The 19,184-nt window shown below is 58.5% G+C and carries 1 protein-coding gene (only partly in view); it reads left to right on the forward strand.

Features of this window, described 5'->3' with window-relative positions; all coding sequences use genetic code 11:
* Positions 1-19,184, forward strand: the 5' portion of a protein-coding gene (locus AC24GY_RS04725) for an autotransporter-associated beta strand repeat-containing protein (protein WP_487680740.1). Its footprint extends 10,729 nt past the window's final position; the window shows 19,184 of its 29,913 coding nt (coding positions 1-19,184); it begins with the start codon at positions 1-3; its stop codon lies beyond the right edge, outside the window.

Here is a 19,184-nt window from a genome sequence, read left to right on the forward strand (position 1 = left end):
ATGAAGAAATCCAGCGTTCTCTTGGACACCTTGCGTCGTCATTTCACGCAGCCAATCGCCACCGCCCTTGCGGTATTTTTTCCTTTCTGGGCCCTTCAGGTTCAAGGGGCCACTTTATACTACAACGGCTCTGACGGGCAGTGGAACACCACGGCAACCAACTGGTCCTATGACAGCAGTCTGTCAGACACCGCGAACTGGCTCAATGGTGAGGTGGCCATCTTTGGGGGTGTCCCCGGAACCATCACCGTGGGCGGGCCGATCACTGCGGGCGGTCTGGTCTTTGGGAGCGATGGCAACGTCATCACCGGTGGCACGCTGACACTGAGCACCGTCGCTGGAGTGAGCTCTTCCGTCATCAATGTGGCCTCCTTCAAGGGTGCCCAAATTGATTCCATCATCGCGGGATCTTCAGGGCTGACGAAGACGGGCAACGGCACGCTCCGGCTCGGCAGCAATGCGAACACCTTCACCGGGGATGTGGTCATCAACGGCGGTGCGGTCGTCATCACAAATGAAGCTCAGCTTGGAGCGGGCACCACCGTCATTTCCGTCAATGGCTTGGCGAACACGGGCAATCCGGGGTACAGCGGCGGCAGTCTTGTTTTGCAGGGCGGGATTGCAGGAATGACGATCAATCGTGACATCAGTTTGTCAGGCCGTGGCCCAGGGGCCATCAACAACGGCGGCGCTCTCATCAGCGTGGGCAACAACACAATCGCCGGAAATTTGGTCATTGGCGGCACGGCTTCCCAAGGGAACGTCATTTCGACCCATGGCGTCACAACGATCTCAGGGGATGTCCAGCTTGGCAACGGCAGCACTCAGACGTTCTTTGGCAACGGCAACTTCATCATCTCAGGTCAGATAACCAGTTTTGAAGTCGCCAATGACCGGTTTTCCAAAACAGGCAATTCTTATGGAACCACGATGTGGCTGCAAAATGCGAACAACAATTTTGCCCAGTCCCTCCGCATTGATTCCGGCACCGTGCGTGTGTCCACCAACGGCGCCTTGGGGGTGAACCCCAGCACCCAGTCGGTCGATCTCAACAACGGCATCCTGGAAGTCCGCACTGACACACCCGGAGTGGGGAACGCGGATTTTTCGAAAAGAAAGATATTCAACCGTGACTTTACCAACACGGGCATCTTCGTCAGCCGCGATGTCAATGGCAGCGCCATCAACCAGACCGTGACGTTTGGGGAAACGCGGGCCACGGGGACGAATGTCAATTTCCGCATCACGGGCCGGGACGGATTCAACGTCACCCTGCTGGGTTTGAACAATTCCCCGGCGGGTGTCATGGGAACGGGCGGCGCAAGCAACACCCTGATTGAAAACAATTCGAACGGCCTCCTCACCCTCGCGACTTCCAGCCTTTGGAATCAGACGGATACAACGGCGCGCACCCTGACCATTCAGGGCAATGCCGACACCTTGCTGACCGGCAACCTTACCGCCGCAGGTGCTGCGCACGTGGTCACCAAGTCGGGAACTGGCACGCTCACCATCCAGGGCACTTCCAGCAATTTCCTGGGCAGCTTCAACGTCAATGCCGGCACCGTGGCGATCAATTCTTTCGGTGCGATCAACAGCGGCACAAGCGGGGCTCTTCAGCTCAGCAGCGGTGCTTTGAACTACCTGGGTGCCGCCGGCACGGGGGCCGGTGAAACCGTCACCAAGGCCATCAACCTGACCAGCACGACGGGATCGGGAATCATCCTGGCCAATCAGACGGGCAGCAGCCCTTCGGCGCTGATCATTGCGAACAACATTGCAGCCACCGGCGCGGGAATCAAAAATCTCTATCTGGGCGGTGAAAGCACTCTGCAAAATGAGATTCGGGGTGTGATTCAGGACAACACCACCACCAACAAGACATCGCTGGTCAAGATCGGCTCCGGCACATGGCTCTATGATCCCTCGGCCTCCAACTATGTGACTGCGGGTGCGACGGGTGTCACCACCACCGGCGGTGGCGCGGCACAGAGCAACAGCTTCACCGTTTCCAATGCCGCAAGTCTGGTCGTGGGGCAGACAGTCTCGGGAACCAACATTCCGGGCGGCTCGATCATCACCGCGATCAATGGCAACACCATCACGATCAACACCACCATCGGCACCGCTGTCGCCAACGCCACGGCGCTGACGTTTGGCACGGTGAACAATTTCACAGGCACCGTGACGGTCGCGGGTGGCACTCTTCAAATCAAGGCGACTGCCGGCAGCGGCAGTGGTTCCAATGTCATCGACAATGGTTCGGCGCTCATTTTCAACGCAGATCCATTGAACACCAATCAGGTGGCGGGCGGCACCTTTGAGTATCTGGGCTTCAGTGGCGGTGCGCTGACGGAATCACTCGGCGCTTTGACCCTGACTGCGGGTGCTGGCACCATCAAGATCACTTCGGGCGGCGGTGCCACGGGTCTGATTTTCTCTTCGCTGGCCACACCTGCCATCGGTACGGGTTTGAACATTATCGGTGATGGCACGGTGACGCTCACGGGAGTTGCGACGAGCACCGCCACGACACTGACCGGGAATGGTCGTATTTATTTTAACGGCGCTGACTTCGCCCGTTCCAATGGCGGGGTGCTGGTGGCACCCGTTTATGACACGGATGCAGGCTTCGTGACCGCTGGAGCGGCACTCACGGCTGCCAGTCACAATTTGGTGACTGGAAACACGAGTTCGGCGGCGCTTACCATCAGTTCGTTGAAAATACTCGGCAGCCAGACCGTGGACCAGACGGGGCTGCTGACGATCAACCTGGGTGCCAACACTTCAGGCGGTATTTTGCAGACGGGTGGCTCGGGCACGATCAGCGGCACAGGCGTGACTACGGGTGGCAATCAGGACCTCGTCGTTCGCGTTGATGGCCTCACAGACTCCCTTCTGATTTCGGCACCGATCACGTCCACAACGACGGGTGGCCTCACGAAGAACGGAGCAGGCACTTTGATTCTCAGCGGAGCGAATGCCGAGACGGGTACGGTCACCGTCAATGAGGGGACTTTGCAGCTCTCAGGCACTGGTTTGATCGGTGCAACCAACGTCAACCTGATGATCCGCCAAGGGGCCACTTTTGATCTCAATGGAGTGAACGTCGGCACAGCCGCATCTGGAACGAATTCAGTCAATACGTTCAATGGCGCGGGCATCATCACCAACAGTGCTGCGAGCGGTACGGCCACTCTCCGGTTCAGCAATAACAACACAGGAGGTGTCTTCACGGGCCTGATTCAGGATGGTGCCACAGCGACAGTTGCACTGGTGAAGGCCGGATCATCAAGCACGGTGGCTCTCACCGGTGCCAGCACCTTTACAGGGCCGGTGACCATTCTTGGCGGCAATCTGGACATTCCGAACATCGCCGACATCGGCGTGGCCAGTGGCATCGGCAAAGGGGATGCGACCAGCGACGCGACCAACGCCGCCAGCCTCATTCTCAATGGCGGCGCCCTGCGTTATGTGGGGACCAACTCCGGCGGTGCGGTCACCGCAACCCAGACGCCTTCCGTCAGCATCAATCGCCTGTTCACCCTGGCTGGCAACGGCACCATCGCCTCCTTTGGCAGCTACGGGAATCTGTCTGCGGCGCGTAACAACAACAATGCGGCGCTCATTTTCAACAACACCGCTGATCTGGCTTTCAGCGGGACCGGTGCGCGCACCCTCACCCTCGACGGTGACTCGCAGGGAGATAACGAAATCGACATCCATCTGATCGACAATCCCAATGGTGGCGCGCTCTCGCTGACCAAAAACGGTGGGGGTTTGTGGATTCTCAACCCATCAACCCCAAACATTTACACGGGTACGACCACCATCAATGGCGGGGCTCTGCAGGCGGTTGACGGTGCCGGCCTTTCATCCGGCAGCAATCTTCTGCTCAATGGGGGTGTGTATCAGACTTCCGGCACATTCAACCGGGCCATGGGCACGGGCGCCGGGGAGTTTCGGTTTGCCGCCTACGGTAATGGAGGTTTCTCATCCGGCACTTCCAAGCTGTCGGTGGATTTCAGCTCCTTGGGCACACCGGTGTGGGGATCGACCGCCAATTTCATCGGCGCAGGTGCGCTGATTCTCAACAACGCCACCTCCGTTGCGGACGTCGAGATCAAAGGCAATTTTGACCTCGCCGCAGGCATCAGCAAGTCCATCAATGTGACGACGACGGCCGGAAGTGCCACCGTCAATCTGACCAGCGGCACCACGGACGGACTGACCATCGGCCAGGCATTTACTGGCAACTCCAACATTCCCACCGGGCTTTATATCGCAGCCATCAACAGCTCGACTCAGTTCACCCTGAGTTCGGGCACCGGGGTCGTCGCCGCCGCCGCTATTCCAACAACAGTGACGGGAGAAGGCTGGCGTCAGATTCAGGTGGATGACAATGGCAGCACCAATCTTGATTTTGCCACGGTCTCGGGTGTGATCGGCGGTACGGGCGGTTTGGGCAAGATCGGCAGCGCCGGTCTTATTCTCGGGAATGCCAACACCTACAGCGGCAGGACAGTCATTCGTCAGGATGCAGTGTATGTGACATCCATTGGTGCCAGCGGGGCGACTTCTTCCAGTTTTGGCACGAACGTCGGTGGTGGCATTTTGGAACTGGGCAATCCCGGTTCAAACACCACCGTCAGCCTGATGTATGTGGGTGCGGGAGAAACCACCACGCGTGAGATCGACCTCACCGGCACCACGGGAACCCGGCGTATCGATTCCAGCGGCACAGGGGCGCTGATTCTCACCGATGTGCGAAACACCACTGGAACCTCGGTGAACACCATCGGTGGTGACAAGACCTTGGAAATCCGCGGCACGAACACGGACGCCAACATGATCACCTCCGTGCTCGCTGACAATGCGCAAGGGCTGGCCACGCCTGCCTTTGGGGGCGTGGGTGCCTTGCGCGTGCTCAAGGCCGACGGCGGTGTCTGGATCTTGAACGCCGCCAACACCTATACGGGTGGCACCCGGGTTGACGGCGGTCTTCTCGGCATTGGCACCACCGGTTCTCTCGGAGCAGCCGGCCCCACCGGTTTGACCTCCGCTGCGGTGAACAACTCCTCCACGATCACCCTGGCGACTGGAACCACGGCCGGTTTGGTCGTGGGCATGAACATCAATGGAACTGGCATTGCTTACGGTGACACCATCGCCAGCATCACCAGTGCCACGACGTTCACGATTTCTTCAGCTCGTACAATCCCTGTGAATGCCCAGTTGGTCTTTGGCGGACTTTTGATGTCGAACGCCGGGATCTTTGCCACCGATCCGGCAGGCTTGACGATTTCACAACCAGTGATCCTTAACAATAATTCGACGGCCGTTTTCGCCGGTGCAAATCCCATCACCATCAATGGCGATGTGATCAAAAACTCCGGCGGCAATGACAACACCCTGAGCAACAATCTTGAAGGCGGCGCGCTGCTTACCATCAACGGCAATTTCCTCAACTTCCAGAACGCGGCTGCCACGCGCCAGTTCAACATCCGCGGCTATGGTTCGACGATATGGAACGGGGACATCAAGGACAACGCCCTGCTTTCGACCTCTCTCACACGTCTTGACATTCGCATTGCCAACGAAGCCTCCTTCACCATTGGCAGTGCCACCACACTGACGGGCGGCATTCTGCTTGGTCAGGGAACGCTTGTGATCGGCAATGTCAAAGCGCTCGGAACTGCCGCCAATGCCCTGATTCTTGATGGCGGTGTTTTGACATCAGCGTTTGATCTGACCGGAGTCAACAAGCTGGTAAACGCCGTGACCATTGCCGGTGACCCGGCTGTCATCAATGGCACGCAAAGCATCGAGTTTGGCTCATCAGTGACCAACAACGGCTCCACCCGGGTTTTGCAGAATGATCTCGATGCCGGGTCTGGGGCTGTGCTCACCCTTTCGGGAGGTGTCAATCTTTCGGAATCAAGCACCAGCCGCACCATGGTCATTGCCGGCTCCGGGACGACCAACATCACAAGCGCCATTGTCAACGGCAGCACCGCCACCGCCTCGGCGGTTCTGTTTCAGGGCAACGCTTTGAATCTCTCCGGCACCAACACCTTTGGTGGAGCCCTGACAATCAATCGCGGCACCGTCACCATCAGCGGCACAGGCGGGAGCATCAACTCAGCCTCCGGCATCACGCTCAATGCCGGTGGTACACTGGCGCTGGACAACAGCGGCGGAAACAATGCCGGCGGCCGTGTGAACGGGCGCGCATTCACCTTCAATGGCGGCGCCTTGAGCCTGGTCGGCAACAACACCTCTGAATCGATCGGTGTTGCCACCGTGAACAGCATCATGGGAACCATCAGCATGTCCGGCACGGGCAGCAACACGCTGACCTTTGCCACCGCCAATTTCGCCAACTCCGGCTCGTCATGGGATCTGTCTGGAATCAGCGGATTGGGCTCCACAAACAAGGTGAAGATCACCACTTACCAGCAGGGGGGCAGCACATTCACCAACGCCATTCTGCCACGCATTGTTCTCCTGGATGAGTTTGCCGCCTATGACAGCACCAACGGTGTGGTGGCTTTCACTGCTTACAACAACACCAACAATCTGAATGGTGCGGCCAACGGCGACACGATGAACGTGACCAGTTCGGCCAATGTGTCGTTGTCGCGCACGTTAAATGCTCTGAAGATCAACGGCAGCGGCCTGTCCATCACCAGCACGGGCAACCGTGTGCTCACTTTGACCACGGGGTCTCTCATCAGCACCGGCGGTGACAACACGCTGGCTGTCTCACAGGTGAACCTGGGCGGCAGCGGCGGCTTTTTCCAGGTGCAGGCCGGCACCACACTGCATGTGACCTCCGCTTTGATCAACGGCCAGCTCAGCAAGGTGGGAGCTGGTACTTTGAGCCTTGAAAGCACCAGCTACTACAACAGCACCACCAATGTCATGGGAGGCACCCTGCAGCTCAACGCCGGGCTCAATGCCATCTTCCCGGCAGTCAATTCTCTTAACATCGGCATCGGTGCCACCGTGGATCTCAACGGCAGCTCTCAATATATCGGCAATCTGACAGGTGGCGGAAACATGCCCAGCTCGGCTGGCTCGCTGACCAACACGGCTATGACCACCAGCACCTTTGTGACCAACGGCGGTGGCACCTTCGGGGGGATCATTTCTGGCGGCATCAACCTGGGCCGCGTCGCAGGTGGCACCCTCACGCTGGAGACGGCGCAGACCTACACCGGCACCACCTCGCTTCTGGGCGGCACCACCACGCTTGAAAATGAGGGCTCGCTCCTTGCCACCTCGGCCATTGAAATCAATGGCGCCACCCTGGTCGCCACGAGCAACAGCAGCCTGCAGATGCAGAACAATGACCGCATCGGCGATGGCATCTCCATCACACTTCGGGGGGGCAACATTCAGATCAACGGCCGGGTCAACACGATGGCCACTGAAAGATTGGGCGACATCATTTTGGCGCAGGGCGCCAACAGCATTCAGGCCGCGACCGGTGGCACTGGTACGGCCGGGGCCTTCACGGCCATGGATCTGACCATTGCCAGCCTGACGCGTTCGGCTGGATCGACGGTGAATTTCCTCGGATCTACCGCGCTTGGCAGCGTCGGCAACTTCCCCCGCATCGTGTTCACATCTGCGCCCACCACCTATGGTGATGGCGTTCTGGGAGCCTGGGCCATTTCAAACTCCAACGACTATGCCGCCTACAACACCACCAATGGTGTGGGCACGGTGGGGAACGGCGGCTTTGCCGGTTATTCGGCCGTGTTTGGCAGCGGCAACATCACCGATCTTGGAACTTACTCGGTGACTCCGCTGACCACCACCCTCTCTGGCACCACCACCGCCAGCATGCTTCGATTGACCGGCAATTTCACCAACAACATTGCTTTCACCAGCGGCAGCGATGTCCTGAACCTCGAACTCGGTGGCATCTTGCGCACCAACAACGCCTTTGACACCAGCTTTGGCACCACGGCCATCCGGGGTGTGATCACTGCCGGTGGCACGGAAACGAGCGGGACTCGGGAGCTCATTGTTTATAACACCAGCACCTCCAATCCATCGTTTACCAATCCCAATTCTGCCGGTGGCATTGTTGCTGGTTCTCCCGTGGTGATCATGAATTCAACGATTGGCATCCAGCCAGGCATGACCCTGGCCAATGCTAATTTCGCCCCCGGAACCACAGTCGTTTCCGTGGACAGCCTGACGCAGATCACCCTGAGCACCAATGCCACGGCGAATGCGCAAAACCAAACTTTCACCGCGGGTTCGTTTGTCAGCGGCACCACCGCATTGGGATCGGCTCAGATCACGATGAACTCCACCACAGGCATCGCTCCGGGCATGACCCTTACCGGCACCGGCATCCCTGCGGGGACTTATGTCGTGTCGGTGGACAGTCCCACTCAGGTCACACTCAGCCAGGTGGCCACGGCCGCCGGCAGTGCGCTTACTTTCAGCGTCGGCATGAGCAACCTGATCATCAATTCAGTCATCGCAGACAATGGCGCTGGCAACAAAGTGACTTTCGTGAAGTCCGGCACTGGTATTGTCAACCTGTCTGCCAACAACACCTACACGGGCGGTACGGTCGTGGACCAGGGCACGCTCAATTTGATCGGCAGCGGGGTGGTTCTCCCTGCGGGTGGTCTGACCATCAACAACGCGGCGGTCACCATGCTGACGAATGTCGGGCAGATCGATGCATCCAATGATGTCACTTTGGTTGGCAGTTCCACCCTCACGCTGGCTGGCGGCCTGGGGCTGAACAACACGCTCAAGAGCATCACGTTCAACAACAATGGCGGCTCGGGCACACCCACCATCACGAATCAGACCAACAGCATCCTGACGCTCACTTCCTCCGCGCCGATCACTGTCACCAGCAGCAATGCCTCCACGGTTGCTACGATCAACGGCGGCTTCCTGGCCCTTGGCAGCGGTAACAACACCTTCAGCATCCAGGCACCTACACTGAACGGTCAGGCTTATACACAGCTCACTGCTTCATTGAGCATCTCCTCGGCCATCACTGGCACAGGGGCCAAAATCATTAAAACCGACAACGGCCTGCTCCAACTCAGCGGCCAGAGCACCTTTGACGGCGGAATGCTGGTGCAGGGCGGCGGGATCCTGCTCTCGGCCAGCAGCACCTCCACCGTGCCGAATTCACTTCTCTCCGGTCCGTTGGGGGTGGGCACCGTGTCGTTTGCAGACGGCACCACTCTTCTGGTGGACAACAACAGCCGTACGGTGGCCAACGCCATGAGTTTTGCTGGCAGCCCGATCTTCAACAACACCGGCACCAACTTGCCCACGCTCACCTTGAACGGCGCACTGACATTTGACACCCTGGCCACCACCGGCGTTGTGATCAATATTCCCACACCGTTTCTCAATGTGGTGCTCGGCGGCCCCATTGCCAACATCGGCTCAATCACTTCCTTTGGAGGAACGGGTGCCAACACCATCAGCAAGACCGGCCTGGGCAACATCACAGGGATTAATCTTAACGGCTACAACACCGCCGCTACGATCGACATCGGTGCATTGAACACCAGCACCTCCTTCTCACTTTTGGTCGATGGGGACAGAACCGGTTCGTTCGAGACGATTAATCTCGGTGGCATCACCTGGGAGTCCACAGTCACAGGCACTGCCTTGTCGCTTACCATCGGACGCGCGGGCACCAGCGATTACTACCCGCTGGCTGTCAACAAGGTGGTTGCGCCGAGCAGCTTTACCTCATCCTTGCTGGGCAACGGCCTCACCGTGACCAACAACAACAATTACGGCCTGCTTCTGGCTGACAATATCGCCTTCAACACGGTCTCCTCCAATCAGGGCCCCACTTTCAATGTGGTGAATGGCAGCACTTCACTGCAGCTTGATGGGTTGACCCTCAGTGGCGTGCTTTCAGGGGGGCCTACGGGTGCTTCGGCGGTGGTTCTCACCAAATCAGGCGGCGGTGTGCTGTCGTTGACCAATACGGGCAACACGTTTGGCGGTGGTGGGTCCTTCATTGACATCACAGCCGGGTTGATTGCCGCATCCTCCGACGCCGCATTGGGCAATTCAGGCAACATCATCCGTCTCAGCGGCAACAATCTTGGCTATGGTTTCCGTGCCACCGGCACCTTTGCCACCTCCCGCACTTTCAACCTCAATTCCGCCGCAGGTGAAATTGAAGTGACACAGGGCAACACGCTGACGCTGAACAGCGCTTTCACCTTTGCATCTGCCAACAATGCCTTGAGGAAGTATGACCTCGGCACCCTTGAGCTGACATCCCCTGAGACCGGCTGGAACGGGGTCATGTTTGTTCAACAGGGCGTGCTGAGAATTTCCAATGGAAACCAGCTTGGCAATGCATCGTCCACCACGAGTTCGACGGCGACCACGGGTGCCTCCGGTCAGACCGTCCTCACGCCGACCGGTGGCACAGCCAATTATGGGGTGGGCCAGCTGGTGTTCGGAACGGGAATTGCCGCAGACACGTTCATCACCGCCATCACTGGCACGACGATCACTCTCAGCGCCAATACGACTGGGGCGAATCCTACCATCACAACCTCCGCAGGTGGAATCTTGATGTCAAACGTCGGGTCTGCCCTCGAGCTGACCGGCGGAGCGACGGTTGCAGATGGCATTTTCATCAATGCCACCAACAATGCGACCAACAACGGCATCAATGGTGGCGGAGCCATCCGCAGCACGTCAGGGATCAACACCGTGTCAGGTCTCATCACCATCGCGACATCCACGGCAGACGGCCAAATGCGTGCCGTGACCCTGGCGGCGGATGCGGGTGCCACGTTGAACATTACCGGCGGCGTGCTGGGCCAGGTGGGGACAGCCGGTTCGAATCGTCATTCCTGGGTCGGGATCGGCGGTGAAGGCACCACCAACATCACCACCACAGGCTTCACCAACACGGGAACACTGGGCATTTACCAGCTCAACAAATTCGGCACCGGCACGCTGAACATTCAGGTGGCAAACGCCTTTTCTGGCAGGGATGTCATGGTCAAGCAAGGCACCTTGTCCTTGAACGGTACAGGCACCTTCGGCACGCTGGGCTCCGGCCAGGGCTCCGCTCGCACGATCTATGTGCATGACGTTGGAACCCTGGTGCTCGACAATTCCGGCACCAACGTCAGCAACCGTCTTGGAAATGCAGCGCTGAATTTCCAAGGCTCCGATTTCAGAATCATCGGCAGCAGCTCCGCCACCACGACAGAAACGACCACGGGTGCCATGAGCATCAATGCTGGCGCGCTGGTCTTCACGCTGGATGCCGGTGCAGGCCAGCAGCTGAACTTCACCACGGCGGCGGTGACGCGCAACGGCGGCTCCACCCTGCTCATCCGTGCCGATGGCTTTGGCAATGCGGCGGGTGCCAACGTGGCCACCATTCAGGGCAGCACGGCCACTTACACCTTCACGGGCCAGCTGGGAGCCACAGGCACGACCAACAAATCGATTCTGGGTTGGGCCATCGGCGACACGAGTCTGAGCGGCTCTGGCGTCGGATTTGTCACGGCAGACTCCGCCGCTGCAGGCGCCAATGCTGGAACCAACCGGCTTCGTCTTCTGAGCGGTTCCGAACAGGTCACCAGTCTCTCGACTGCTGGTACCAATGTGAATCTGACCAGTGCCGCAAATTTGGCGGCATCTCTTTCCATCAACTCCCTGCAAATTGGCAGCGGTGGCGGCATCACCCTCTCAGGCGGTGCCGTTCTGACCTTGGAAAGCGGTGCGCTGCTGGTGCAGGCCGGCAACAGCGGAATCTCCGGCACGGGAACTCTCACCGCTGCAAGCAATCGGGAATTGATTGTTTACACGGTTGGAGATCTGACCTTGGGCGTCGCTATCACTGGAACCAGCGGAGGCCTCACCAAGTCGGGCGAGGGCACCCTGACGCTTGCCGCTGGCAACACCTTTACCGGTACGGTCACGGTCAACCAGGGCACGCTGAAGCTTGATGGCACGGATTTCAGCCTGACTTCAAACCAGACGATGCAGCTTCTTGGAGGCAATCTTGACCTCAACGGCACGGTGCAGAACATCAACAACCTCCAGGCCCAGACTGGATCCTTGGCCGTCAATGACGGATTTGCAGCCAATACAGCCGGTTATGTCATCAATACTTCGGCCTCCCAGGCCACCTTGGCGCTGACCACGGCCAATGTGAGTTTCCGGGGTGCCATTGGGAATGGCAATGTGCTGCAGAGCAACATTGCTGTGGTGCGGTCCGGTGCTGCTGGTTCTTCTGTTGATTGGAATCTCTATGGCGACAACACCTACACCGGTGCCACCCTTCTCAACGGCGGACGCACTCAGCTTATTGATGGTGGAAGGTGGAGCGGAACGTCCTCCATTGAAATTTCAAACTCCACTTTGCTGGTCACCACCGGCAATATCACCGTCGAGTCGGTGAGCCTTACTGACCGCATCAATGACGCGGCTACAATCACTCTGAACGGAGCCATGTTCCAATGGCGCAGCCGGGCCTCGCTCTACAGCACGGAACAACTCGGGGAAGTCAGGCTCGGATATGGCAGCAGCATCATTGATTTCGCGGAACCTGGCTCAAATGTGAACCAGTCGGACGTCACCTTTGCCAGCTTTGCGCAGACGGCCGGCCAGCACGGCACGGTGAGGTTCGTGAATATTGACGGCAATATCTCCGCCCTGCAGCGCCTCTTCATCTCCAATCTCAATGGCGTTGCCACCACCAACATCGGTGACGGCCTCTCCAATAACATCATCGGTGGTTGGGCCACCTTTGAGCGTGAGTTTGCAACCTATACCCCAAGTCAGGGGGTTGGTGGTCTGACCAACAACGGCTATGCAGGCTACTCGCCCAGCACCATTTTCACCGGCACAGCCACGGACAATGTGCGCATCCTGCTGCCAGTTGCAGGATCGACCACGACCCTGACGGCAGACGTCACTCTCAACAGCCTGAACCTTCAGGCCAACACAGGTGCTACTGCCAGCAGCGTGCTGGATCTGGGCGGCAAGACCCTGACGCTGGCCAGCGGCGGTTTGATCGCCTCACCTGTCGCCACCGCAGCCTCTGCCAACAGCATCAACATCATCAATGGTTCCTTGACCGCCGGAACCACTTCCAGTCCGGCCGATCTCTACCTCCATGCCCTGAGCTGGCTCAATAATCAGGCGGACAACACCGGCAATGCGGATGTCACAGTCTCTGCAAACATCGTCAACAATGCGGCTGGTGGCTCGGTGGCTCTTGTGATTGATGGCAATCAGGGCCGCGGGACGCTCAACGCCACCAATGATGTGTTCATCACCGGTTCCAACACCTACACGGGTGGCACCTGGGTGAACTCAGGGCGAATCGTCCTGAACAATGCCCTGGCGGATGGAGTCACGACTTTTGCCGTGCCTGGGAATCTGACCGTATCGGGTGGCTACAGCAGCAATCCGGCGGCTTACACGGACCGCAACACGCAGGTCATTCTGGGGGCTGCCAATCAAATGGCACACACTGGCATCCTGACCATCCAGGGCGGTGCTACATTCGACACAAACAACTTCAATCAGACTGTTGGCGGCGTGGTGTTTAACAACAACGGTGGCAACTCGCCGGTCCTGAACGTTGGCACAGGTGCCTTCACCTTGAATGGCAATTTGAGCGCAACTTCCCAAAACCTCGGGGCGGTGTCACAGCTCGGCGTGGTAATGACCGCCACCACCACCAGTGGCAACGCCACGGTGACAGTCACAAGCACGGCAGGACTGGTTGTTGGTACGCCGGTCATCGGGCTTGGCGTGCCAGCCGGTGCAACGATCGCCTCGATTGTCAACGGGACACAGTTCACCCTCTCTGTGAATGCCAATGCCACCGCCACCACCAACCAGCTGGTGTTCTTCGGACTCGGGGCCGTCGATCTCAACGGAGCGGTTCGCACTTTCGATATCAGTCCTGTGCAGTGGAATGGTGAGGTTCTGTCCCCAACTCTGGCCACCTTGGATATCAGCTCTCCCTTGACGGGAACGGGAGCATCCGGCATCAACAAAACAGGCGCTGGCAATCTGACGTTCAAAGTTGCCAATACCTATGCCGGAGCCACGACGATTACGGCTGGCAAGATCACCTACGGCCTCAACGATGCGCTGCCCACCCTGACTGCCCTGACTGTGCTTGCAGGCGGCACCTTGGACATGAACGGTTTCAATGGCGCAGTTGGCTCTCTGGCCAGTGAAAGTGCTGTTGCAGGCGGCACAGTCACCAACACGGCTTCAGGCACTGTTTCGACATTCACGGCAGGAGGCGACAATTCCAGCACGACCTTTGGTGGTACGATCACCAACAGCTCCAACTCCACCCTGAACTTCACCAAAGCAGGAACCGGCACTCTGACATTGACGGGTGCCAACACCTATACGGGCCGCACCTGGATCAAAAACGGCGCGCTGAGTGTCAGCACGATCAACAACGTTTCTGGTGGCTCGAGCAGCAGCAGTCTGGGCGCGCAGACCACGGCGGCGAACGGCACATTGTCTCTCGGTTCAGGCGCGGACACTGGCACACTGATTTACACAGGGGCCGGTGAAACGACCGACCGAATTATCAATCTCGCAGGCACCACCGGTGGGGGTGTTATTCAGAATGACGGCACTGGTGCATTGACATTTACAGGCAACACCACCTCCACGGTTTCCGGGGCCAAGTCGCTGACCTTCACGGGCTCGTCCACTGGCATCTTTACCTTCACCGGTTCCATTGGGGACACGGATGGCTTCGTTCAGCGCGGTCCGGTGTCGTTGGTCAAGGATGGTGCCTCCTCCATGCTGTACCTTTCGGGTGGCAATGCCTACACGGGCAGCACCATCATCAATACCGGAGTCATTCAAATCGCGAGTGCCAGCCCAATCTCCATCATTCCAGATCGTTCTGGCGTGGTGTTGGCGAACACCGCAGGTGTCGCTCTGGATCTGAACGGCAACAGCGAAACTCTGGGATCTCTTTCCGGCGGTGGCAGCAACGGAGGCAATGTCCTGCTGACGGGCACCGGCGCTCTCACCCTGGGCTTGGACAACGCCGACGCGGTCTTCTCAGGCACCATCACGGGGGGCAGCACAGGTGGTCTTACCAAGCTGGGCAGCGGAACGCAAACTCTTGCGGGCACCACTGACTTCACCGGGGATGTGCTCATCCGCACCTACGGCGGACAGTCGGGCGGTGGGTTGATTCTTTCCGGCGGTGCGGCGCTTGCCAGCTCCGCCAATGTTCGAAATGCGGGCTGGAACACGGTTTTCGGCGTGAATTCGAACCAAACCATCACTTCACTGACCAGCACCCGCAACACCATTCTCGCTCTTGGCGGCGGGGCCACGCTGACCACGACTTACACCAATGGCACCCCCACCATCATCAGTGGTCTGGCGGATTCCGACAACACTTTCCGCGTCATTAAACTGGATTCGAGCACTGCGGGTCTGGCTGCCGGCATGCTGATCTCCGGCAGCACCGGCATGACCAACGCCACCGGCATCATCCTGCAGATCATCGATGGCAACAACGTGCTCATTAATGAGCTCCCCGGTGCGACCGTCACCAACATTCCTACTCTGACAATCACTCCCACCAGCGTGCTGAGCAGTGCCATGACAGGGCTCGGGGGCTTTACCAAAAATGGTGCAGGCGACCTTTTCCTGACCGGACTCAGCACCTATTCTGGTGCAACCACGATCAATGCAGGAACGGTCTGGGCGGGCGGCGGCATCTGGGACGGTGCCAGGTATGCCTTCCAAGATGTCTTGAGCGACAACTCTCAGATCGTCTTTGCAAATTCGGGCACTCAGAAGCTGAACTTTGCAGTCAATGCCACCAATCTTACGCCGTTTGAGCGTGTGGGTTCTCTCAGTGGCGGCAACGGCACCAGCACCACCATCAATCTCAGTGCTCTCACCACTGGAGGTTTTGGTGCCGGAACTATCGGCACCAGCATCGGTGCGCTGGCCATCGGCGGGGACAACAGCACCTCCACATACAACGGTCAGATCTTTGGTGCTGGCGGCACCTGGCTCATCAAGGAAGGTTCAGGCACCTTTACTTGGACCAATCCGGTTTCGGATGGCGCTACGTTTGATGGAACCCTCCTGGTGAACCAGGGCGGATTTAACACTTCTGGGGCGTTTGGTCTCGACGCTGCGCAAACCTTGTTCCTCGAAAACAATGGGGGCGTATTCACCTCAGGAGTCACGGTCAATGATACCATCGCCATCCTCCAGGGTGGTGGCAAAGGCGCCTCTCGTGTCTTCCCCAGTGGCAACGTCGGTGGCCTTTATGCAAATTACATCAATGGCGTGGATGGCTTGATCGTGCTCCAGACGGCAGGCATCAGGCTCATCACCAGCACCTCCACCAGCTCCGTTTTCGGGGGCGTCATTTCAGGTGCAGGGGACTTCCAGAAGGACGGTTCTTCAACATTGGAGATTCGTGGTGCCAACACCTACACCGGACAGACCATCTCCAACGGCGGCATTCTGCGCATGGGCATCTATAGTGCTTCGGCAGGTGTTGGTGCTCCAGGAACAGGCGGAAACGGCACACTGGCACTGGCCAGCAGCATTCGCAGCGTCAGTGGCATCTTGGATGTGAACGGCACCTCACAAACCGTCTCCCGTTTTGCTGCCTCATCCACCGGTGGCACCATTCAGCTCGTCAACGGTTCGCTGACGCTCATGGATCAAAACACTCAGACCATCGGGACAGTGTTCACCGGCAATCTCAACAGTGTGATCAACGTCAATTCCACCGTCGCAGGACAAACCTTGTCTTTGACGGGTAGCAGCACGGGCTTTGGTGGCACCATCAATGTGGGAACTAACGCGGCCCTGACTCTCAATGCTGCAAGTGGTGCTTTCAACAGCACGGGGATTAATGGCGCCCGTATCAATCTCAACGGCACCGGCACTCAACTCACCGTCACATTGGCTGACACCATCGGGTCGCTCGCCGGCACAGGCAATGCGGTGCTTACACTCGGGCTGACCCTCCGCGAAGCTCGCAGCGGTGCGGTCTCCGCCACTGGATTCTCTGGGGCTACAAGCGGCGCAGGTGCACTGGTTCTGAGCAACTTTGGCGGCTTGACACTCTCTGGCAACCTCGCTCACACCGGAGGCATCACGCTCTCGTCGAATTCGACCATCATTCTGAACTATGGTGCAGGAAACAACATCCTGCCATCGGTCGGGGCGCTGACTTTGAACGGCGGCACCATTCGCCTCATCAGCACGGGAACTGGAATTCTGGAGTCCGTTGCTTCCACGACCCTCAATGCAGGTGCGTCATCGGTTGAATCATTGATCCATTTCAATGCTGAGACCGAGTATAGCCAGTTTTCTGGCTTCGCAGGCATCAATCTGGGAGCCATCACGCGTGCGGCGGGTGGCACCCTGACCGTGGGCACAAGCGCTGCTGCGACGAGTACTGTCAATGGAGCCAGTGGCATCCTCGGCGGTTGGGCCACGTTTGGCGATGGCACCTGGGCTGTTTCCAACGGAGCGGGCACTGCCATATCCGGACTCACCAGCTATTCCGCAGACGCTTTCGGCACGAATCTCAATACGGACATCACCGCCGCAGGCGCAGTGGCAGGTGCCACCACGGCGACCATTCGTTTTAGCGGAGCAAATGATGCAGACATTACCGGAACGATGGCCCTTGAAACGGGCGGCATTCTTGTCAGCAGCAGCGTGGGCGCGCATACCTCCACTATTTCCGCCAGCCTCACCTCCGGCGCCGGCAATGAACTGATCATCAATCAATACAATGTCCTGGGGGATTTGGTGCTTTCCAACGTGGACGGTACTGCCAACACCATCCTCACCACCACCGGTGGCGGGCGCACCTTGCTCACGAACAACATGACCGGCACGGGCACCACCAACATTGGCTACGGCTACCTCCAGCTTGGCGACAGCACCGTTGGTGGCAGCGCTGCGGGCATGGTGGGCAGCGGAGCCATTCTGAACAACGGCACCCTCGGCTTCAACCGCAGCAACTCGCTGACCATTGCCGCTGTCATCTCAGGCGCGGGCAACCTTGAACAGCTTGGTTCCGGCACCACCACCATCACCGGCACCAATACCTTCCAAGGCCGTGTGACCGTCAGGGGTGGAATTTTGGAAATCCAAAACAACTCCGGACTTGGGGCTGCCGCCACGGCTGTCACCAACCGCTGGGCGAACCTCACTTCGGTGAATGCTGGTGGCACGCTCAAAATCAATGTCACTGCGGGCGGCACGATCACCGAACTCTTGAATCTTGATGGGGGCACGCTGGCCATCAGCAGCGGAGCAGCGCAGACTCTGTCCGCTCCTTTGGTGTTGAGAAGTGCCAGCACCATCAGTCTCAACTCCGCCTTCAATCATGTGCTCAGCGGGCAGATCATTTCGGCACCTGGAACCGGTCTCACTGTCAACAGCACCATCGTGGGGGGAGCCTTGCTGCTGACCAATGCGGCCAACCAGCTGAACGGCACTCTCACCATCGGAACCAACGCCACCGTTCAGTTTGGCAACAACTCGGCTGGGGGCATCGGCAGCCGTTCGGATATCGTCAACAATGGCACTCTCATCACGAACACCAACGACGGCCATCTGGTGCTTGGAAACAAGATCTCCGGCTCCGGCAATTTCATTCAAACTCGCAACACCGTTTATCTTACAGCGGACAACACCTACACCGGTACGACCACTGTGGGGCTCCAGTCCGTCAATGCCGGTGTCTCTCTCCGCATCGGCAATGACACCTACACCGGCTCTCTTGGCACGGGTGATGTGATCCTGCAGTCCACGACCAGTGGTTCAACCGACCTGCGCTGGCACCTGATTGCAGACACGATCGTCGCCAATAACATCACGCTCAATCCCAACACCGATGGCACCACGGCTCGCAATGCCACTTTGCTGCGCCAGGGACTGGGCAACATCACCTTGACCGGCAATCTGACCATCGGCTCCACCACGGGAGCTCCCAACACCCAGGTCGCCATTCTCCAATCTGAGAGCGGCGGCATCCTCTTCATCAACAGCACCCTCGTCAACGCTGACAGCACTCATCGGCTGAACATCATCAACAACGGCACCGTGGTGTTTGGCGGCAGCGCCAGCAACACCTACGACGGGGTGCTCTCTGG

The organism is Prosthecobacter sp. Pr1, from assembly GCF_057652315.1.